The sequence below is a fragment of the Priestia megaterium genome (assembly GCF_041941685.1).
GTDB classification, from domain to species: Bacteria; Bacillota; Bacilli; order Bacillales; family Bacillaceae_H; genus Priestia; species Priestia megaterium_C.
This window is the reverse complement of record NZ_CP130958.1, coordinates 1008845-1029642: the sequence shown is the minus strand read 5'-3', so window position 1 is coordinate 1029642 and position 20798 is coordinate 1008845. Positions and strand designations below refer to the sequence as shown.

The following is a 20798-nucleotide window of genomic DNA, read 5'->3' as shown; positions in this document are numbered from 1 at the left end:
CTCTGTTTTTTTTATTGATAAACCTCTTTTTTTACATCGCGCCTTGACCCCTTAATGAACCATTACGCCGTCTTTCTTTTCTACGACATACTTAATCAGCTGATAAACCGTTCTCATAAGAATTTGCTGCTGATAGATATCATTTTTGGCAGGAATTACGTTTTCTATCAGTCTGCTATATTTGTAGGCTTGATCGTCTTCTTTTTGTTTATAAAGAGCTAGCCAGTCATTCCGGGATTTTTCAAGCAACTGTTCGTTGAAATAGGAATAAACGACGGTTGCAAACTCACCTGCCAATTCTTGAATAACCTGCTGTCGGTCGGTGACCGAATGATAGGTACTTGACCACCCAGACGGCTGGCTTAGAAAATGCTCGTAGACAGATGAAATAAAAGCGGACGCAATGACTGGCACCGGCCCCTCATGCTCTCCTAAGGAAATGTTCAAACATGTTTCTCCATCCATATAAGGAATGTTCAGCGACTCCATCGCTTCATAAAAAGCCTGAGAGACAGTCAAGTTTAAATAAATAGGATGCAGCTCTTGCTGCTTTTTTCTCGTTTCTGATACTAAAGCTGCCTTTAAGTCTTTATACAGAAGATGACTCTCTTTGAATTCCTCGTGTACACATTCTAAAATAGACGTATTCCCTACTGTTAAATAGTAGTGAAGCTGCTTTTTCATAAGAGGTGAAACGCTTTTAAGCGCATAATCTATCATTTTAGCCATGGCATGTTTTTTAGCATAATTCGTACGGCAACTTGGAGAGGTAAGCAAATCTCCGTGTGTAACACAAACGTTTACCTTAGCACCGTGACCATGTACGATGAGCTGTTGAAGAAATTGAATATCTAATTCTTTAAGCCCATGATGTACGTATAAAATAGAAGCTGCTTTTTTAAAAGAATCGTGAATGGTACTCGTATATTCAAAACACGGATGCTCGCAAATCGCTACCCCTTTTTTAAAAGAAAAAGGGCCGCAAACTTCAATTCTACGAAACAATGGATAAATAAGACGTCCGTTATTTTCTTCTTCTTCATTTGTTAGAGAACCAAAGGAAGACAGCTCTTTTGCTGTATGACGGCAGGATATTGGCCAGTCGTCTTCTCCTATTTCCCATGTTCCTTCCTTGTATTCTTTCAATCGGGATTCAATTGCCAGAAGCATTTGCTCAGTGATTTCCCTACATTCAAGCCGCTTGTGCCATACCTCTGCAAAATCTCTTCCTTCTTGATCAACAGCGTCTTTTACTATTTCACTTTCTCGTTTAATTGCATCTACAAATTGTTTGAATGAACTATTTTCGTCGCTCATTCTTAAAGGAACATCGTCATTAAAATAACGGGCTTTGTATGGGATATCTCCCAAAAGAGCGCGCAGATTAAAAGAGGAATCTCCGTGTAACAACTCAAAGACCAAGTCATAATCCGTGCCTCCTTCAGCATACACTTCAGCGCTTCTTAGTAGGATATTCTCCAATTTCCTTTGCACTTCACTTCGCGTAAAAAAAGAGACAGCAGCTTCATAGTGTTGGGAATCCTTTACCTTATACGTAGCAGAATAAGCGCCTTTACTGCCTATTCCTAGAAAGCCACATTCCTTTTTTATACCAAGAAGCTGGCGGATTAAGGATGTTTTGCCGCTTCCTTGTTCTCCGATTACATGAACGTACTCATACTCGCTGTCAATTTGTTCGCTCGTCCTTTTTTCAATATCGTTATAAAAAGCATTCACTACTCGTTCATCATATCTTGCTTTTGCTCTTCCTTTTGCAGTACTTGTCCAAAAATCCTGCACTCTCAGCAGTTCATTCATCTCTTCAACCAGAATGTCAATTTCATCGTGTTGCTCTGTATACATAAACCGCTTAACAAACGGGTGCGATCTTCCTCTTTCATCTTTTTTAAACGGATGCTGAAACATAATTGACCAGCCTTTTCGCATAGGAGATTGACAGGCTTTTGCACGAAAAACTTTCATTCAGTTCCCCTTCTTTCTCTAACATTGTCCTATTTGAAATGTATGGCTTTTAAAGGGGGGATATGTCTATGATTTTCCTCTTTTTAGAAGGATTTTTCCTTCATTTATCGAAGTAATTAATTGAGGTGATGGGAGAATGTTGACAAAAATTGTGAAATGCAGCATACCGACTGATAAAAAAGCATCTTTTTCATATACGCAACAGCATTGGGCTGCTCTTGCACACGTGAATGGTTTCATTGGCCAATTAGGGGGTTGGAACGTGGAAGATGAAACAGATGCTTGTATTCTAGCTCTGTGGGAAGATGGAACAACTTATCAAGAATTCATGAAGCATACTCATGATTCTATTTTTTATAAAAGCAAGCAGGATCAAACATATACGAATTTGGACGTTTCAACATCAGATCCGTCCTACTTCATAGGAGCACGCTACAATTATTATCGAAGCAGCGCCATTGAAAGCCGTTATTTAGTAAAGACGGAAATTGAAGTCGATTTTTACGACAAAGAAGATATCCATGAGATGGTAAAAAGCTTGATAAATCCTTCTTATCGCTGTTTATCTCACGTTGTATCACCAATCGAGCATAGCAAGCTTGTCATTTTTTCATTATACGGATCTGCTTGTCCGCAAAAAACAATTGATACTTTCGTTCATCCAAATGTACTGAACGCGTCTCAATACATATATCAATTAGAGAAAAATTGGAACGTTCTTTCCAATTAAAAAATAGAAGCCTAGGCCCGACGCCAAAGCTTCTATTTTTTTATGATATGAACATCTTGGTTTTGTACGGTAATGACTTCCTCCGTCATTCCTACAAACAAACCGCTTTCTACTACGCCCGGGATCCTTATTAGCTGTTTTTCCAACTCAGCAGGATTTTCAATTTCTGAAAAATGGCAGTCTAGAATGTAATTTCCGTTATCGGTGATAAACGGCGTATGATCATCTAAAAGTCTAAGCTGCGGTACACAACCTGCACTGCGAATGTGCTTCGCCGTCATTTCCCAGCCAAAACGTATAACTTCAACAGGAAGAGGAAAAGCTCCTAGCGTCTTCACTATTTTCTTAGAATCCGCAATCACGATAAACCGCTTCGCTGCGTACGCAATCATTTTTTCTCGAAGCAGCGCGCCTCCTCCTCCTTTAATTAAAGAAAGTTCGCTATCCACTTCATCTGCTCCGTCAATTGCTATATCAATATATTCAACATCCGCTAAGGTAACAATGGGAATACCTAGTTTCCTTGCCAGCTCTTCTGTTTTTTGAGAAGTAGGAACCGCTTTGATGTTTAATCCATTTTTTACTCGTTCACCTAGTTTTACAATTGTATAATAAGCTGTTGAACCTGTCCCTAGCCCTACAATCATTCCATCTTCCACAAATTGTGCTGCTTTTTCACCAACTGCTTGTTTTTCAATCATACAAAGGCCTCCTTACTCATATTGTACCCGTTTACATAAAAAAGCAAAAGCATTATGAACCCTTTCAAAAAAACTCAGCTGACTATTCAGCTGAGTTTTTTTGAAACTGTGTATTTAGAAGAATTTTTTCTACCCAATACTGCTGTTTTGTACTGTTTGTCTGTTCGCTGCTTTTTAGTTCAAACGTATAGTAAATATACTTGTCTGAATAATCATCATTCACATAAGCATGATAAATGCTATGCTTTCCATTTCTTGTTTGTTTTTTCACATAAATCGTTGCATTTTTACCTTTTAACATGTAATCAGGCTGAAACGCATCCATTTTATTTTGAGCTGCTTTGCTTTTTTCTTAGAAAATAAAGCCGTTATTTTCCCAGCATTGTATGAATCATTTTCCTTCGTTGATGCTGTCCATACTTCACTTTCATCTTCACTGCTTTTATAAGAAGATTTATGAATAACATACTGAAGCGGAAACCACATCCTATATTGATTGGTATCCGAAGTAAATAATTCAAATCCATTGTCTGTTTGTTCATGATCGACCAAAAATGTACTCGTAAACTTATCTGCCTGCGCTTCACTTTTAAATTTCCCGCTTTGAAACAGCCAAATTCCTACGGCAATGACCAATGCTCCAGCTACTGATGCGGCTTTTTTTCGATCCATTGTTTCCACACACCTTTTAATACCCCTTTAACTTTTGATAATACCATATTGACGTTTATATCGTCATAAGGAGAAATAACCAAAGGGTTATAAGAGCGCACATGCTAATTTAACTAGAGAAAATAAACTTTTTTACAATAGTAAATTTGATAACAGACGCTGAGCTAACAGCCGGTTAGCCTCACCGGGCTCTATCGTATACGTTAGTAGTTCTTGCTTTTCTGCTTTCGCTTTTATCAAACATTCACCCCTTGGAGAAAGAAGAGAAGTCGTGCTTTTTTGGTTCTCTAGGGCATAATTCACGCTTGCAAAGTAAATACCATTCTCCGTACTTCTTGCAACCATTGCATAATCATAAAACTTCGGATCTGGTACTTCACCAGTAAACTGTGGATGAAACACAATGCTTGCTCCTCTTACAGCAGCCCATCGGACAGTTTCAGGATAGCGCCATCCCTCATGGCAAATAACAATACCTAATTTCACACCGTTTATTTCAAACAACTGGCGGCCATTTCCAGGCTTATAACCAAATTTATCTTCTGCTGGATCAATTTGATTTTTAGTTTGATACCCTAATTCTTTTCCATTTTCATCAATTACAAAAGCAGTTAAATGCATACCAAGTTCGTCACGCCACTCCAGTGGTAAAATTACGTTGAGCTTTAACTGTTTGGCAAGCAACTTAACTTTATAAAGCGTATTCTGTTGAATTTCGTGATTGTATGTCTCAACTTCAAAACCAACTCCTCTAAGTCCCGGCACAATTGATTCTGGAAAACATACAAGGTTACACCCTTCTTCTGCTGCTTGTTTCATAAAATTTTCTACCGTTTCTACACCCTCTGCGGCTGACTTTGGAAATCTCACTTGCGCTAACCCAGTTTTCATTCATTGCTCCTCCACTTCCAATATCATAAAAAACTCATGCTACTAGCGTAACATGAGTTTTTTATCTTTACGTAAATAATTTAATTAGCATGCTAAGAAGAATACCTACCGCACTAAAGTCCGAATCTCCAAATGTTGTGCCTTTAAAACCTAACGATGCGAGAACAGGCAGTAAAATAGCCGGTAAAAAACTAATTAAGATTCCATTGGCAAATGACCCGACCACTGCTCCTCTTCTTCCCCCCGTCGCATTTCCAAATACTCCGGCAGCTGCTCCCGTAAAAAAGTGCGGAACGAGGCCTGGCACGATAATACTTAGACCAAATAGAGGCAAAAAGAACATTGAAATGAGACCTGCGATAAAGCTTGAAAAGAATCCAATGACCACTGCGTTAGGAGCAAACGGAAACACAGTTGGACAATCTAGAGCTGGAATGGCATTTGGTACCGCTTTGTCAGCAATTCCTTTAAATGCTGGTACAATTTCTGCTAAAAGCATACGAACACCCGCCAGCACGACATATACTCCTGCTGCAAAGGTGATTGCTTGAATCAGCGAGTACACAATAAAGTTTTGACCCCCGCTTAATTTTGTTTCGATAAATGCAGGACCTGCAAAAAGTGCAACAACAATAAATAAAACGGTCATGGTCAGTGAGACAGAAACGGATGTATCCCGGAGAAATCCTAAGGATTGAGGAACTTTAATTTCTTCTGTTGTTTTTTCGCGATTTCCTACTCGCTTGCCGATAAACCCTGCTACTAAATAGCCTAAGGAACCAAAATGACCAACGGCAATATCGTTTGACCCTGTAATTTCACGCACATACGGCTGAAGCAGTGCAGGAAATAAAACCATTAAAATACCTAATAATAGTGCACCGATCAAAACCAAAGGTGCTCCCGTTAACCCGCCTGTAGATAAAATTGCTGCAATCAAACAAGCCATAAACATGGTGTGATGCCCAGTTAAAAAGATATACTTAAATTTCGTGATGCGCGCAATAATGATATTTACAATCATACCTAAAAGCATAATCATCGCTGTTTCTGTACCAAACGTTTGTTGAGCTACAGCTACAATTGCTTCATTATTAGGAATGATGCCTTCAACGGAAAACGCTTTATTAAACATTTTCCCAAACGCTTCAAGTGAAGCAATTAATATGTTAGCTCCTGCTCCTAATATAAGAAAACCCATAATTGTTTTTAAGGTGCCTGATACAATATCTGCACTTTTTTTCTTTTGAAGCAACAAACCAATTAGTGCAAACAACCCTACTAGAATAGCGGGTGTTCCTAATATATCTTTCATAATTAAATCAAACATGGCTTACGCCTCCACGAAGTATTTTTGCAGTGCTCCTTTAATTTCCGCTTGATTTAAAATGTTTTGCAGTGCCACGACCGTGCGAGTGCCATCATCCAATTGATTTACAATATCTGCAGATCCTAAATAGATATCTGCCTGCTCCGTTTTACTAGTTGTTAAATCCGTATGAGATACCTGTGCTTCAACACCAAGCTCTACTAAAATTTTCTTTACATTCATTTCTACAATAAAACTGCTTCCTAAACCGTTTCCGCATACAACTAAAATCTTTTTCATTTTTTATCTCTCCTTTTAAGTTGAGTAAGCTTCAATTAATGCAAGCATTTCTTGTTTTGTATTCATAGCAATAAGCTTGTCAATATTATCATTTTCAGATAGCATCATTGAAAGCTGTGACAGTGCTTTTAAGTGGGTTTCATTATCAGTAGCAGCAAGTACGATAATAAGCTGCGCTCCGTGCTGTTTTTCAGTAGAAAAATAGACCGGCTCCTTTAAACGAAGCATGCTCATACCCACACGATTTACACCTTGTTCCGGCCTTGCGTGAGGGAGCGCAACTTTTGGCGCAATAACAATATAAGGGCCTAACTGTTCTACACTTTTGATCATTGCTTCTACATAAGAAGGTTCAATATATTCATAGTTCAACAAAGGCTTGGCAGCCAGCCTAACAGCTGATTTCCAATCATCTGCTGAATCTGTAAGCTGCAAGAATGGCTCTTGCAATACTTCATGCAACATTGGCTTTTTATCCTCTCTTACCATTTTTTTAGATTGTTGTATCACTAGTTTTAAATTAGCTAACAGAGCTGGTTCATCCTGAATATTTGCATGCTGCTTAATAATACCCATGATGGCTTGAGTGGTTAGCTGAGAAGAAGCTGGTTCAACTAAGTCGATTAACCGCTGCTTTTCATCATCCGTTAAAATAGGATTCACAAGCATCACATTCATTCGCTTTTTTAATGGCGTAGTTGTAATAACTAAATCATAGGTTTCTTTAAACTGCTCATAATCTCTTACCGTCATTGGCCCTATCAATTCAGCATCTGTTAACAGTTGTTCAAGCTGATACTGAAGCATACGGGACGTTCCAATTCCATTGGCACAAACAATAACAATACGCTTTTGTTTTTGCCTTCCCTCTTGTTTTTTCATCCATCCTCCGAAATGAAGAGCAAAATAAGAAATTTCGTCTTCATTAATACGTGTTTGAAGGCTGTTTTCCAAAGGAAGCAACGCTTTTTTTGTCAGTTCCACTATATCCTGATACTTTGTTTGAATAGCCGAAAGCATAGGGTTAGGGAGGTGAATATTATAGAGAAGCCTGTAATAAGCTGTCTTCAAATGAATATATAAATTTTGTTCAAGACGATTTCGATCTTCAAATACCACACAAGCATATGCTTGAAACCGTGATACCATTTCTTTTACAATGCTTCTCATCCAATCATCACTATCTGCTTGATTTACTACATTTACTTTTGCACTTAGTAAAACCGTGGCCAGATAATGTTTTTCATGACGTGGAAAATCAAATCCTAAAACGCTTTCAATTTCTTGCAGCGCTTTGTACTGCCTGGTTTTTTCTAATTCGTCTTTTCTAGTAATCAAGGCGTCTACATAGCGCTTGCCTCCAATACGCTGAATACAGCACGTGAGCATATAGGCTAATTGCGTCAGCATCTTGTCTGTAAACGCCATTCCCAGTTTATCTTCACACTCTACAAGCCAGTTATAAATCATTGAATATTCGTAATCTGCTTTCATAACCCTTTTCAACAACTCTTCCTGATGTTGACTTAATAATTCTGTGATGTGTATATAAAGCAAATTTCGAATGTCGCTTTCAGATCCTTTTACTTCGTACCCATCTTTATAGCTGTATGTCAAAGATATGCCTTTCTTTGCCCACTTGTTTTTTAAGTCTTTAATATCTTGTAAGACAGTGTTGCGACTAACTTCTGTTTCATCCATGAGCTGCTGAGTTCCGATTTTCCCGCCTCGAAGTATACACATCAAAGCAACGTATATTTGCCGGTCCTCAACTGATAAGTAAGCAGATGGCATAACATAAGAAAATTGTTTAGCAACTTGGTCCTTTGCTTGATCGTTTAGAAAAAAGCCTTTTCCATATGTGTACTGAACAAACTCTAATTCTTGCTGACACAGCCAATCGTTAATTTTCTCAATATCATAATAGATAGTACGTCTTGACACTTGAAACTGCTTCATTAACTCTTGTACTGATATAAATGTTGCGGCTTGAAGCAAAACTTGCAATACGGCCGTACTGCGTTTGTCTAACAAATGAATCACCTTCAGTCCAATTCGTGCACAAATTGAAATACTTACTATGCTTTATGTTTCTACTATACTACGGGTCTTGCAAAATGATTAGACCGAATTCACCCACATACATTGTGCAAAAAATGTACTCAACAAAAAAAGAAGTGCTGTATGCACTTCTTTTAAGGGTTAATCTTTAATCTGCTGTTCCATTGCTTCTCCAATGGCTTTTTTTAAATGTCCGTCATGTTTATCAAGCAGCCGATGCACCTTATCACCTTCTATAGAAGTAAGAAGCGCAAGAATGGCGGCTTTTGGCGTTTTGTATGTTTGTAAACTTTCCGCTGCCTCCTCTGGTGAGACGCCTGTTAGTTCCGCAATAATATTTTTAGCACGCTGTACGAGTTTATCATTAGTCGGCTGTACGTCTACCATTAGATTGCTGTAGACTTTACCAATTTGAATCATAGAAGCGGTCGTCAGCATATTAAGAACAAGCTTTTGAGCAGTTCCAGCTTTCATTCTTGTTGAACCTGTTACAACTTCCGGCCCTGATTCTGCTACTATTGCATATTTTGCTTCTTGTTCCATAGGTGATTGAGGAGAATTTACAACGCAGCCCGTTACTGTCCCCAGGCTGTTTGCATACGCAAGCGCTGAGAGTGTATACGGAGTTCTTCCACTTGCAGCTATACCTACAAGAATATCTTTATTTGATAAATTAATCGCTTTCAAATCTTCTATCGCTTGTTTCTTATTATCTTCTGCCCCTTCTAACGCATGACGGAGCGCTTTGTCTCCCCCGGCTATGATCCCAATTACTTGTTCGGCAGGTGTACCGAATGTCGGTAGACATTCAGATGCATCTAACACACCTAGCCGCCCGCTTGTACCTGCTCCGATATAAATAAGACGTCCGCCTTGTTTAAAAGTACTGACAATTTCATCTACTAACAGAGCAATAACAGGCAGCACTTTATTGATTGCCTGAGGCACTTGATGATCTTCTTCATTAATTTTTTTTACAATTTCCAGACTTGATAATTCATCAATGTTTAAGGTTTGCGGATTGCGTTTTTCTGTTAAGATATGATTTAAGTTCACTGTGATCCCCTACCTTTTCCACCATCATTTTTTCTCTATTTATACTCTTTCATGAACAGCTGATAAGCTCCTTTAGCAGATGATACTCGCTGTGTTGCCCACTGGATATGCTTTATTTCTTTTTCACATGTTTTTTTATAAACATCAAACACTTCTGGAACTTCCGTTAAAATGCTGCCTTTGCATGCCAGCAAGCAGCTCCCTTCAAACCGCTGTTTCGTATATAAATGAAGAGTCATGTTTGCAAGGTTCTTTCCAGCTTGTTGAAGAATGTCACTTGCTTCTTGTTTATGATTTCTCGCTTGATTTACAACAAGCGGAGTGAGTGAAGCAACTTCTGATTTAGGAGATGAATAGACAAACTTTTTTATATCGTGTATGGTATCTGCTTTTACATGTTGCAAGATTGTCTGACTAAGGCTGCTGTAAGCCCGGCTTTGATCATGCTCTTTCGTCAGCAATATAAGTGCTTGAAGACCAATCCAATATCCGCTTCCTTCATCTCCAAGAAGGTGTCCCCACCCTCCTCCGTATTCGTACACCCCGTCTTTTTTCCCAATGCTGACGGCTCCAGTTCCTGCAATGGTTAAAATCCCGTCTTTTCCATGCAGTAGTGCTTCATGTGCAATCATGGCGTCATCATATAAACCTACTTCTACCTGATAACGATCATAAAAATATCTTTTTATTTCTTCTTCAGATAATGCTTTACTTCCAGCAAGCCCTAGTGAAATGCCTTTACATGTATGACCAGCAAGCGCAGTTTTGCACGCCGTAATACATTCATCAATATGAGTAATAGCCGTATTGTAATTAATGAGCAAATTTCCATAGCCGCTTTTTGAAGCAGCGAGCTTTTGACCGTCTAAGCTGTACGCAACGGCTTCTGTTTTTGTTCCGCCCCCGTCGATACCAATAATATAGTCCATTTTATCACCGTTCACAAAAAGCAAATTTATCCCATGGCTGCAGTTCATTTAGTAAGAATATTTCCTCTTCTGCAATGCGTCCTACTACGTTTGTTTTACCTGAGTTTTCCATGTCTAACAGCGCAATTTGCAGCTCTCCTTTGTACTGACCATAAAGTTCATTTTCTATTAAAATATCGCCTCTTCGAATGGAAGGAGTATGCGTAGGCTTGAATTCTTCTTTTTTATATTTTACTCGGCTTTGCGTAGAGCGAATTAAATAATCGGATACGTCTCCGCGGTAAAAATGAAACTCTTCCAGCACAATTTTTTTCTCAAGTTTAGTAACCGTATCATACAGCGTCACATTAAAAGTAAAGCGCTCTTGCTGAATAACATCACGCAGCGACTTCATTTCTTCTTCTGATGCATAAGCATTCGCAATAATGGCACAATCAATTAATCCTGTTTTAAAAAGATGCTTAGCCTGCACGTCAATGGGAAGCGTGCGATGCATTTCAAGCGTACAAAGTCCTTCAGTAACAGGCCACGGTCCAAAAGTAGCGCTTGGTGAATTAATAAAGGCTGCTGTTTCAAGGTTATGTTCTTTAAACAATGCTGAACACTTCATAAAGTGATCATACGACAATCCCGCGTATCGATGAGGATAGAAGTTGTGCGACCCGAGCAGCTGCTTTCGATTTGGTCGGTAACTTAAAATATTATCCACATATTTCGTTGCATTGCTCATATTAATTTCAATTTTTAAGCCGTATGGATTAAAGGTCATAATGGACTCTTCATTTCCCGTATAGCCTAGATCAAGGCGAATAGCATATGCCCCTAATTCGTGAAAAAAAGATAAGTCATCATAAGAAATGCCAAGTGCTCCAAATACGCGAGGAGCGATGTCCACTACTACTTCCATCTCTAGCTCATTGGCAAATTCAATAATTTCTTTAAAATTTTCCATTACTTTTTTCTGATCGCCTTCACCAGAAAGCAAGCATGTAAAAATGCGGGTAAATCCGTACTGATGCGCAAGTGCTATATACGCTTTATCTTTTTCGACAGTCGAATGTTCCGGGTAAATCGCAATACCTAGCTTTTTCATTGATTTTCGCCTTCTTTTTTAAATTTTTTAATAAGCTTAATCATATGCTCAATTAATTTTTGCTCTGAAATAGCCGTCATTAAATGATCTTGTGCGTGAATTAAAAGCAGCGACTTTTCAATTGTTTTTCCGTTCAATTCACGTTGAATAAGCGTAGTTTGCGTTTTATGAGCATGACTAAGCTCTTCTCGAGACTGCTTTAAAAGTTCGTCAGCTTTATTAAAATCATAGTTTTCAGCTGCTTCTAACGCTTCATATGCAAGTGACCTAGCATTTCCTCCGTATGCAATAAGTTCAAAAATTTCATTTTCCATATTTGCTGCTTCTGTCATTTCTTCCATCCCCTTTTTTATAGTGGTACAGGCGTAATGTTTCCTAATATTACAGGAGACAAGGCGCCGGTTGCGCTTGGTACATTGCTTGGATAACCTGAAAGTGTTTCATTTGCGAGCACCGCAAAAGCTACGGCTTCTTTTGCTTCTGAAGACATTCCAATTTCTTCTTGTGTGTACACGCTGCAGCGCTTTCCGAGCTGCGCTTTAATCATATTCATCAGCGTATTGTTATAACTTCCGCCTCCTCCAATAATCACTTCGTCAATAGAATAGGCAGGAAAAATAAATGTTTCATAGTGATGTACAATGGATGATGCCGTGAACATAGTAATCGTAGCTAGCAGATCTTCTTTTTTATGTTTGCTATATTTCTCTAGCAGTCTCTTTGTGTACTGTGTACCGAACAACTCTCTTCCCGTCGATTTAGGAGGAGAAAGCTTCATATAATCATGATTCATACAGTCTTCTAAAAGCTCTGAGATAATAGTTCCTTCAGCTGCTAAACGCCCATTTTCATCAAATGAAACATTAAAAAGCTGCTGACACGCTTCATCTATCATCATGTTTCCCGGCCCCGTATCAAAAGCTACTACCGGTATAGGAGATTTTTTTGGCGGAATTAACGTTACATTTCCAATACCTCCAATGTTTTGAAGCAGCCTTACATGGTCATCGTGGCTGTACAAAATCCGTTCCGTGTGAGGAACTAACGGAGCACCTTGCCCGCCCGCTGCCATGTCCATCACCCTGAAGTTTGCTACTACCTTCGTTTTGGTTTCATAGGCAATAACAGCCGGCTCTCCAATTTGCAGGGTAGACATCGCTGTAATTCCCGAAGCATAAGGCTGATGGTAAATGGTTTGCCCATGCGATCCAATAAAATCTATTTGTTCAAGAGAAAAGCCGGCTTCTTGGCACACTTTTTTCACTGCATCTGCAAATGCATAGCCAAGTTTAAAATTTAAGCTGCAGATCAGCTGTACATTTGAATGTTCAAAAGAAAGCGCCTGCTCAATTTCCTTTTTTAACTGCGGTGAAAACGGCATGGTAATGAAATGAAGAAGCTTAACTTTACTTTCATAGCCGCTTCCTTCAATTTGAACAAGAGCTGCATCAATTCCGTCGAGTGACGTTCCTGACATAAGTCCAACAGCATACATACTACGCGTTCACTTCCTTAAAAAAAGCAGGTAAATACTTGCGATGAGCTTGAAGCAGTTCATCTAAGACCGACTTAGCCAGCTCATCACTTGGAACAAGCGGATTAATGCTCAGCGCAACCAGTGCTTTTTCATAAGATCCTGTAACCGCAGCTTCTGCCCCTACTCGTTCAAACGATTTAATTTGCTGCACAAGTCCGTTCACTTCTACAGGAAGTTCACCCACAGCGAGCGGTACCGGTCCTTGTTTTGTTATGATACAGTTTACTTCAACCGCTGATTCATTTGGCAGTGAAGAAATTGAGCCGTTGTTTCTTACATTTACTGTTTGAATATCACCTTTATCGTTATAAATGGATGAAATTAAATTACATGCGGCATCGCTGTAATAAGCGCCTCCTCTTTTTTCCAGCTGCGGAGGCTTCATTTCTAGATTTGGATTTTTGTAGAGTTCAAAAAGCTCGCCTTCCAGTACTTTGACCACTTCAGCCCGCGTAGTACCTGATTGAAAGGCCAAAAGCTCTTCTTCTAATATTTCTTTTGTTTTGTAGTAGTAGCGATGATACGGACATAAAATCACGCCGAGAGCTTCCAAAAAGTCCGGTTGCCACGGAATAGGAGCTATGTTTTTCATTGTTACTTGGGACTTTGGATCACTTAAACGCTGAATTACTTCTTTTGTTACTTCCTTTCCTTTTGCATACACATGCAGTCCATATACCAAGTGATTTAACCCCGCAAATTCAATATAAACATTTTCTTTTTCTATTTGAAGCAAGCTGGCGATCGAGTTTGTCATATGGACAGGCAGGTTACAGACCCCTACCACTTTAGAATGCTTTCCGTAGCGAAGCAGCGCTTCGGTTACCATACCAGCAGGATTTGTAAAATTAATAAGCCAGGCGTTTGGACAAATTTCGTGTATTTCCTCGGCAATTTTCAACAAAACCGGGATCGTTCGCAAGCCCTTAAATAACCCTCCCGCCCCGTTTGTCTCTTGACCAATCATTCCGTACTTAAGAGGAATACGTTCATCATGAGTACGTGCATCAAGCTGCCCTACTCTAAGCTGTGTCGTTACAAAATCGGCATTCACCAACGCTTTTTTTCGATCAAGCGTTAAATAAATTTTTATATCAACACCTGCTTTTTTGACCATTCTTCTCGCAAGTGCTCCTACAATCTCAAGCTTCTCTTTTCCTTCTTCAACATCTACAAGCCATAGCTCTCGAATTGGAAGCTCATTATATCGTTTGATAAACCCTTCGACCAATTCAGGTGTATAGCTGGATCCTCCCCCTATTGTCACTACCTTCATTCCTTGTCCCTCCTTGTTAAAAAACAGCTAAATATGTAACGGCTGTACACCCTGCTCCAAGTAAAGCGAAGCGTATACAAACGGCAGTTTTAGATAAAGCTGCGGTTGAAAGCCGGATAGAAATAAATGTTGTAAGCAAAGCTGCTGATAGACTTGTAACGGTAAACAAACTATGCTGCGCCGATAAACCAGCGTACTGCAGCAAAGGTGTAAAAATAACGTTACAAAGCACCATGGTTAACAGAAATAAAAACACCGTTTTATATCGAAACCGAACAAACATTGATCTCAACTCCTATTAAAGAGATAGAAGCCAAACAAGTTGGCTTCTCTTTTTTTACATTTGAACTGAATTATCGGATGGTGCAACCGTTGCTTCATCGCTTTTTTCCATTTCGACCATCTTTCGGTCGTACATTTTAAAGAACGGAAGATAAATGACAACAGAAATAGCAATATTAATAACGACTAGCACAACCGCCCGCCAGTCTCCTCCGGTTGATAGATAAGCTCCGATCGGTGCCGGGAGCGTCCAAGGAACCATTACGTAGGTTGGCGTAATAAGACCTGTTGCCGTTGCTGCGTATGAAATGATCGTTGTAATAATCGGGATAATGATAAATGGAATAATTAAAATAGGATTTAACACAATTGGCAGACCGAAAATAATTGGTTCGTTAATATTAAAAACCGCTGGAATAAAAGATGTCCTAGAAAGCGCTTTCGAATATTTAGATTTTGAGAAAAACAGCATCGCTAAGGCAAGGCCCAGCGTCGCTCCAGATCCTCCGATCCAAACAAACCACTGAAAGAACGTTTCAGGTGCAATATAAGGAAGTGTGGAAGCTCCGTCTGCTACCGCTTCAGCATTTTTGGCTAAATACACTTCCCATACAGGCCTTGCCACTGTCCCAACAACAGAGACGCCGTGGATTCCAAATGACCAGAAAAACGTAATTAAGAAAACCGGTATTAACACTCCTGCTAAACTATCTCCAGCTTCCACAAGCGGAGCAACTAGTTTATCAACTAAATGGTGAAGATCGATACCTAAAACAATAGTAATAATCGTCATAAGTACAACAACAATCGCAACCGGTATTAGTGCTTCAAAAGATCTCGATACCGAAGGCGGCACTTGTTCCGGCATTTTTATGGTGGCATTTTTTGCTTTACAAAACCTGAGAATTTCGACCGATAAAATCGATACAATCATCGTTACAAATAAACCGTGACCTCCAAGGTTTGTCATTGGAAGCATAAACCCTTCTTCTTCAATCAGCTTTGGAGTCAGCGTAAGAAGTAGTGCAGCTACCGCAATTTGCGCTCCTGACAGCGGATCGAGATTATAGCTTTTAGACAAGTTGTATCCTATCCCAAAGGCTATATATAAAGACATAATAAACATCGTTACTCGATACGGTATTAAAATGTTGGCGCTGTTATCAGCGGCCCATTTCGCAATTGTGCTATCTTGCGGCACAGGCGGAAATGCTAGAATCAAGAAAAAACTTCCGATAATGATAAACGGCAAAGCGGAAATAACACCATCGCGAATGGCTTGAAGATGCCGCTGTTCTGATAACCTGGCCATAGGTCCCGATAAATTGTTCTCTAAAAAAGACACAAATTTGCTCATATACCCTTTCCCCCTCTATATTCTCCCCTTGTGTAAATAAAACCCCTTATCTATTTAAAAAGCAGGAATACACCTGCTTTTCTTAGCTAACGAGCTGTTGAACCGTTTTAAAAAGCGTCGGACCTCCAAGCGGCGTATAAGCCTGCGGCGGAATGGGCCCGCATGGAACAGAAGCTTTATCTGCTTCCGCTTTCACTGCGTTAAACCGGTGACGAATCTGCGGTGCAACCATTACAACGTCCCAGCCCTTTTTAATTTCCTCTGCCACTTCATTCGTTCCAATTGCCAGCACTTCCATATCCGTTCCGTGCTTTTGTGCTTCCGTTTTTAATGCTTTTACCACAATCGCACTTGACATTCCTCCAGAACATACAAACAATACCTTCATTTTTTCGTTTCCCCCTACCTCTTTATTTTTTGAATTACATTATGTGTATCGATTATGCGTTCAAACACTTGATTGCCTTTTTGAATACATAACCGTATAAACATCGCATCTACAATGGCTAATTGAGCAATACGAGCGCTCATCGTTCCAATTCGAATATGCTGTTCTTCTACCGAAATAGTCAGCAGAATATCAGCTAACCTAGAAGCTGGCGATGATCCGTGCTGCGTTAGCAAAATGGCGGCTGCTCCTTTGTCTTTGGCTATTTGCATCAGCTCTATTACTTCTTTTGTTTGACCGGAAGTGGATACCACAAACAGCACATCATCTTTTGTCATATTCGTAGCCATCACCATTTGAACATGACTATCTAATGAAAACAGAGCCGAAATATCAATTCGAAGCAGTTTATACTGAGCATCTAGTGCAACTACAGATGATCCTCCTGCTCCGTATAAAAACACTCGTTTCGCTCCATGAATGGCTTCCGCAGCTGCATCAATTGCAGAAGTGCTCACTAATCGACTTGTATTCATCAGTGCGCTCATACTTTTGCTTATGACTTTTTCAAGCACAGCATCGGTCTCATCTTCAAAATTAACTGGAAGATTCGGCAGCTGTTCGGTATTCACCTTATGAGCATCTTTTGCTAATTCAATCTTTAATTCTTTAAAACTATTAATGCCTACACGCTGACAAAAGCGAATAATCGTAGCTTCGCTGCACTGACACTGCTTAGCTAGCTGTTTGGTCGTTAAGTTCAACGTGGTCGTGGGATTTTCTAGCACGTAATCAGCTACTCTTCCTTCAGCGGGACTGTAATGATTCATTTGTGCATCGATTAAAGTAAGTACGGAAAATTGGCGCATGAATTCCTCCATCTTTAAGTAACGTATTTCTAAAATATTCTTTAAATTACCATTATTATATTTTTTCTGAAGTTTAATTTCAATATTTTTCTGATATTTTTAAAACTTTATTTTATTTTTCAGAATATTTCATTAAAACCTATTGTGAATATAACGACCGCATGCTATATTATGAAAGAAATTTTATCTCAACCAAAAAAGAAGGAGGAACGAACATGCATATTAAAAAATGGGTTGGAGGCATCTTGTTTTTGCTGCTGTTTTGTTCGAGCACATTATCTGCTAAAGCAGACGTACCTACTACGTATCAAAAGCGGGAGCTTCGAGCCGCTTGGATTGCAAGCGTATACAACATTGACTGGCCTTCTCAGCCCGGTCTTCCGGTTGAACAGCAGAAAAAAGAGTTTACCTATTTGCTAGATGAAGTAAAAAAGATGGGAATGAATGCTGTTGTTGTTCAGATTAAACCGACCGCTGATTCCTTTTATCCGTCAAAATATGGCCCGTGGTCAGAATATTTAACCGGTACACAAGGAAAAGATCCCGGCTATGATCCTCTGGCCTTTATGGTAGACGAAGCACACAAGCGCAACTTAGAATTCCACGCATGGTTTAACCCTTACCGCATTACAATGAATCATACTGATTTAAACAAACTAGCCGATAATCACCCTGCCAAACAACATCCTGATTGGGTCGTCTCCTACGGAAAACAACTCTACTATAACCCAGGTATTCCAGAAGTAAAAAACTTTATTATTGAAGAAGTGCTCGAAGTCGTAAGAAACTATGATATTGATGCTGTTCATATGGACGACTATTTTTATCCTTACAAAATTGCAGGTCAAACGTTCCCAGATCAAAAAACATATGAAACCTACGGTGCTCAAACGTTTTCAAATGTTGAAGACTGGCGGCGTGACAATGTTAATCAGCTTGTTCGAGATTTAAATAAGTCTATTAAAAAAACAAAATCATACGTGAAGTTTGGCATCAGTCCGTTCGGCGTATGGCGAAACATCGCTAATGATCCAACCGGCTCTGAGACGACTGCCGGACAAACAAACTACGATGATTTGTATGCCGATACGCGTACGTGGATTCAAAATGGATACATTGATTACATCACTCCGCAAATTTATTGGAATATCGGATTTGAACCCGCTGCTTACGATACGCTGCTCAACTGGTGGAGAGATGAAGTGCGCGGAAAACCAGTCCACCTTTATATTGGACAAGCTGCTTACAAAATTAATAACAACGCGGTGGAAGCTTGGTCTGATCCTGATGAGTATCCAAGGCAAATTGCTCTGAATCACCAGTTTCCAGAAGTACAAGGGAGCATGCATTTTAGCCTGAAAGATTTGAACCGAAACCCGCTAGGAATAAAAGACAAGCTGCAAAACGATATTTATAAACACCCTGCGCTTATTCCAGCAATGCCTTGGCTTGATAATACGGCCCCAAAAGCACCAAAATTAAAAAATGCGCGCCCTCATACAAAAGAAGCAGCATTTGAAATTCGAGATCACCAGCAGAATGATTCCGCTTATTATGCCATTTATCGCTTTCAAGGCAATAAAAAAGGCGACATTAACAACGCAGAAAACTTGCTGACAACCGTTCGAAAAACAGGAGAAAAACAATTGTTTGTAGATCAAAATGCACTCAAAAATCAAACATACACATATGTTGTAACCTCTGTTGACCGTTTGCATAACGAAAGTGCCGTTTCCCGCACGCTTACTCTAAAACCATCTCATTAAAAAAGGTTCTATAGCAAAATGTATGGTAGGATAAAGAAATCAAACTATGCTTTATCAAGCCATTCTGTTATAGAAAGTAGTGAAAAAAAGATGGAACCAAACTATGATCGCGCTTTTGGCGTATATGGAATTTGTATGCGAGATAACCAGCTGCTTGTTATTCGAAAAAATAGAGGTCCGTATATTCATCGTTTTGATTTGCCAGGCGGACAGCTAGAGCACGGTGAAACATTAATGGAAGCGATGAAAAGAGAATTTGTGGAAGAAACGGGCTTTGAGATTAACATTGTTTCTCAAGCGGGTACAACAGATTTTCAGTATCCTTGTAAGTGGAAAGAATTTACTCACGTGCATCACATTGCTGTTTTTTATTACGTAAACATTGCCGGCGGTAAGCTTCTTTCCCACCCCGTACAGTTTGAAGGACAGGATTCTTTGGAAGCATTGTGGATTGCACCGCAGGATCTCAACATCGATAATGCTTCGCCTCTTGTTCTAAAAGCAGTGGAATCTTTAAGCTTATTATCATGGCCTTACGAATCTCAGATTTATGATGATTGGGAGCTTAAAACCGCCGAACAATAATAATAGTGCCTAAACATTACTTCTGAATATCGTACGCTTAGCTTCTGTTTAAGTTGAAATCAGAAAATATGTTTAATTTCTTTCTAATGGTGGAACAGACAAGTAACACTACTTAATTACTAATAGAAAGGAAGATTAAAATGAGTAAAGGTTTAGGAGATAAAGTTAAAGGAAATGTATCAAAAGCTAAAGGTGAAGTAAAAGATCAAGTAGGAAATGCAACGAATAACTGCGACCTTCAGCGTGAAGGAAAAGCTGAGAAAACAAAAGGAAATGCTCAAAAAGCAGTAGGCGAAACAAAAGATACATTTAGCAATAAATAAAAAAGGACGAGCTTAATGCTCGTTCTTTTTTTATTTAATAAGCTGATTTAAGCTTGTAATGATTACGTTTGGCTGCAATTCTTTATGTTCAGCTACATTTCCTTTTCGGTTGACCCAAGCCGTTGCGAACCCATAGTTTTTAGCACCGGCAATATCCCATGTATTCGATGACAAAAATAATACTTCTTCTCTTTTTGCGTTCATTTTGTTTTTTGCATAGTGATAGCTTGCCATCGTAGGTTTGTACTGTTTGATTTCGTCTACGGAAATAACGTCTTCAAATAAATGATTCATATTGTGATAAGAAACAAGCGGATCAATCATGTGCTTAGGACCATTCGTAAAAATAGCCAGACGATATCCTTTTTCTTTTAAATAGGCGAGCACCTCTTTGACCTCATCGTAGACATTGAGCTTCATGTAAGCACTCAGCAGCATTTTTTCTTCGTGTTCCGTTAAATCAATATCATTTGCTTCTGCTGCATATTTCAGGGATTGATTTGTTAATGTATAAAAGTCAACGTATCGTCCCATCAGCTGATATTGCATTGCATATTCAATTTGCTTCAAACGCCATAAATGGCTAATACTTTCTCCTCGTTCCGGATACAGCTTATCACACGTTTCAATAACGGTATGTACATCAAACAGTGTTCCATATGCATCAAATAAAATCGTTTTAAATTTCAT

23 protein-coding genes are annotated in these 20798 nt (G+C 39.2%); 4 read left to right on the top strand and 19 right to left on the bottom strand.

From position 1 onward, the window contains the following. Nucleotides 1–51 precede the first annotated feature (51 nt). Nucleotides 52–1983, bottom strand: coding sequence for a hypothetical protein (locus tag Q5794_RS05430; protein ID WP_214985161.1), 1932 nt, complete (start codon nt 1981–1983; stop codon nt 52–54). A gap of 136 nt (nt 1984–2119) precedes the next feature. Here Q5794_RS05430 and Q5794_RS05425 point away from each other — a divergent pair, with 136 nt between their 5' ends. Next, a complete protein-coding gene (locus Q5794_RS05425; protein ID WP_013055735.1) occupies nt 2120–2713 on the top strand; it encodes a YdbC family protein in 594 nt (197 codons plus the stop codon). Nucleotides 2714–2745: 32 nt separating this feature from the next. Here the strand turns inward: Q5794_RS05425 and rpiA are convergent, their stop codons facing one another. The 17 genes from rpiA to Q5794_RS05340 all read right to left on the bottom strand — a co-directional run bounded on the left by rpiA (nt 2746) and on the right by Q5794_RS05340 (nt 17434). Further along, the gene (rpiA, locus tag Q5794_RS05420) at nt 2746–3414 is read right to left on the bottom strand and encodes a ribose-5-phosphate isomerase RpiA (RefSeq protein ID WP_013055734.1); all 669 of its coding nucleotides are present in this window, start codon (nt 3412–3414) and stop codon (nt 2746–2748) included. An 82-nt stretch (nt 3415–3496) separates the two neighbouring features. Next, entirely contained in the window at nt 3497–3739 is a 243-nt protein-coding gene (locus tag Q5794_RS05415; RefSeq protein ID WP_374988783.1) for a hypothetical protein, read from the bottom strand. Continuing rightward, a complete protein-coding gene (locus tag Q5794_RS05410; RefSeq protein WP_374988782.1) occupies nt 3709–4086 on the bottom strand; it encodes a hypothetical protein in 378 nt (125 codons plus the stop codon). The genes Q5794_RS05415 and Q5794_RS05410 overlap by 31 nt, the downstream gene beginning before the upstream one ends. Before the next feature lie 132 nt (nt 4087–4218). After that, the gene (locus Q5794_RS05405; protein WP_374988781.1) at nt 4219–4977 is read right to left on the bottom strand and encodes a carbon-nitrogen hydrolase family protein; all 759 of its coding nucleotides are present in this window, start codon (nt 4975–4977) and stop codon (nt 4219–4221) included. A gap of 67 nt (nt 4978–5044) precedes the next feature. Beyond that, entirely contained in the window at nt 5045–6307 is a 1263-nt protein-coding gene (locus tag Q5794_RS05400) for a PTS ascorbate transporter subunit IIC (protein WP_013055731.1), read from the bottom strand. Nucleotides 6308–6310: 3 nt separating this feature from the next. Then, complete coding sequence (locus Q5794_RS05395) at nt 6311–6586, bottom strand: PTS sugar transporter subunit IIB (RefSeq protein WP_013055730.1); 276 nt, start codon at nt 6584–6586, stop codon at nt 6311–6313. Between the two features lie 15 nt (nt 6587–6601). Then, a complete protein-coding gene (locus tag Q5794_RS05390) occupies nt 6602–8620 on the bottom strand; it encodes a BglG family transcription antiterminator (protein WP_374988780.1) in 2019 nt (672 codons plus the stop codon). Nucleotides 8621–8788: 168 nt separating this feature from the next. Further along, the gene (gene murQ / locus Q5794_RS05385; protein ID WP_374988779.1) at nt 8789–9703 is read right to left on the bottom strand and encodes an N-acetylmuramic acid 6-phosphate etherase; all 915 of its coding nucleotides are present in this window, start codon (nt 9701–9703) and stop codon (nt 8789–8791) included. Between the two features lie 35 nt (nt 9704–9738). Further along, a complete protein-coding gene (locus Q5794_RS05380; RefSeq protein WP_268588123.1) occupies nt 9739–10647 on the bottom strand; it encodes a BadF/BadG/BcrA/BcrD ATPase family protein in 909 nt (302 codons plus the stop codon). After that, nucleotides 10637–11725, bottom strand: coding sequence for a DUF871 domain-containing protein (locus Q5794_RS05375; RefSeq protein ID WP_374988778.1), 1089 nt, complete (start codon nt 11723–11725; stop codon nt 10637–10639). The genes Q5794_RS05380 and Q5794_RS05375 overlap by 11 nt, the downstream gene beginning before the upstream one ends. After that, the gene (locus Q5794_RS05370) at nt 11722–12057 is read right to left on the bottom strand and encodes a PTS lactose/cellobiose transporter subunit IIA (RefSeq protein ID WP_214985141.1); all 336 of its coding nucleotides are present in this window, start codon (nt 12055–12057) and stop codon (nt 11722–11724) included. Before Q5794_RS05370 ends, Q5794_RS05375 begins: the two co-directional genes overlap by 4 nt. Before the next feature lie 17 nt (nt 12058–12074). Further along, complete coding sequence (gene anmK, locus Q5794_RS05365) at nt 12075–13220, bottom strand: anhydro-N-acetylmuramic acid kinase AnmK (RefSeq protein ID WP_374988777.1); 1146 nt, start codon at nt 13218–13220, stop codon at nt 12075–12077. Nucleotide 13221: 1 nt separating this feature from the next. After that, nucleotides 13222–14538, bottom strand: coding sequence for a 6-phospho-beta-glucosidase (locus Q5794_RS05360; protein WP_214985135.1), 1317 nt, complete (start codon nt 14536–14538; stop codon nt 13222–13224). A 16-nt stretch (nt 14539–14554) separates the two neighbouring features. Beyond that, complete coding sequence (locus Q5794_RS05355) at nt 14555–14821, bottom strand: hypothetical protein (RefSeq protein WP_214985133.1); 267 nt, start codon at nt 14819–14821, stop codon at nt 14555–14557. 54 nt (nt 14822–14875) lie between these two features. After that, nucleotides 14876–16177: a PTS sugar transporter subunit IIC gene (locus Q5794_RS05350; RefSeq protein WP_374988776.1), complete on the bottom strand. Its 1302-nt coding sequence runs from the start codon at nt 16175–16177 to the stop codon at nt 14876–14878. An 82-nt stretch (nt 16178–16259) separates the two neighbouring features. Next, a complete protein-coding gene (locus Q5794_RS05345; protein WP_214985127.1) occupies nt 16260–16565 on the bottom strand; it encodes a PTS sugar transporter subunit IIB in 306 nt (101 codons plus the stop codon). A gap of 14 nt (nt 16566–16579) precedes the next feature. Next, complete coding sequence (locus tag Q5794_RS05340; protein ID WP_214985124.1) at nt 16580–17434, bottom strand: MurR/RpiR family transcriptional regulator; 855 nt, start codon at nt 17432–17434, stop codon at nt 16580–16582. 215 nt (nt 17435–17649) lie between these two features. Here Q5794_RS05340 and Q5794_RS05335 point away from each other — a divergent pair, with 215 nt between their 5' ends. The 3 genes from Q5794_RS05335 to Q5794_RS05325 all read left to right on the top strand — a co-directional run bounded on the left by Q5794_RS05335 (nt 17650) and on the right by Q5794_RS05325 (nt 20108). Next, on the top strand, nt 17650–19200 hold the full coding sequence (locus tag Q5794_RS05335) for a family 10 glycosylhydrolase (protein WP_374988775.1): 1551 nt from the start codon (nt 17650–17652) through the stop codon (nt 19198–19200). A gap of 90 nt (nt 19201–19290) precedes the next feature. After that, the gene (locus tag Q5794_RS05330) at nt 19291–19785 is read left to right on the top strand and encodes an NUDIX hydrolase (protein ID WP_214985118.1); all 495 of its coding nucleotides are present in this window, start codon (nt 19291–19293) and stop codon (nt 19783–19785) included. A gap of 140 nt (nt 19786–19925) precedes the next feature. Then, on the top strand, nt 19926–20108 hold the full coding sequence (locus Q5794_RS05325) for a CsbD family protein (protein WP_374988774.1): 183 nt from the start codon (nt 19926–19928) through the stop codon (nt 20106–20108). 30 nt (nt 20109–20138) lie between these two features. Here Q5794_RS05325 and Q5794_RS05320 read toward each other — a convergent pair whose 3' ends face one another. After that, nucleotides 20139–20798 carry a haloacid dehalogenase type II gene (locus Q5794_RS05320; RefSeq protein ID WP_214985112.1) on the bottom strand — a complete coding sequence of 220 codons (660 nt, stop codon included), beginning with the start codon at nt 20796–20798 and terminating at the stop codon, nt 20139–20141.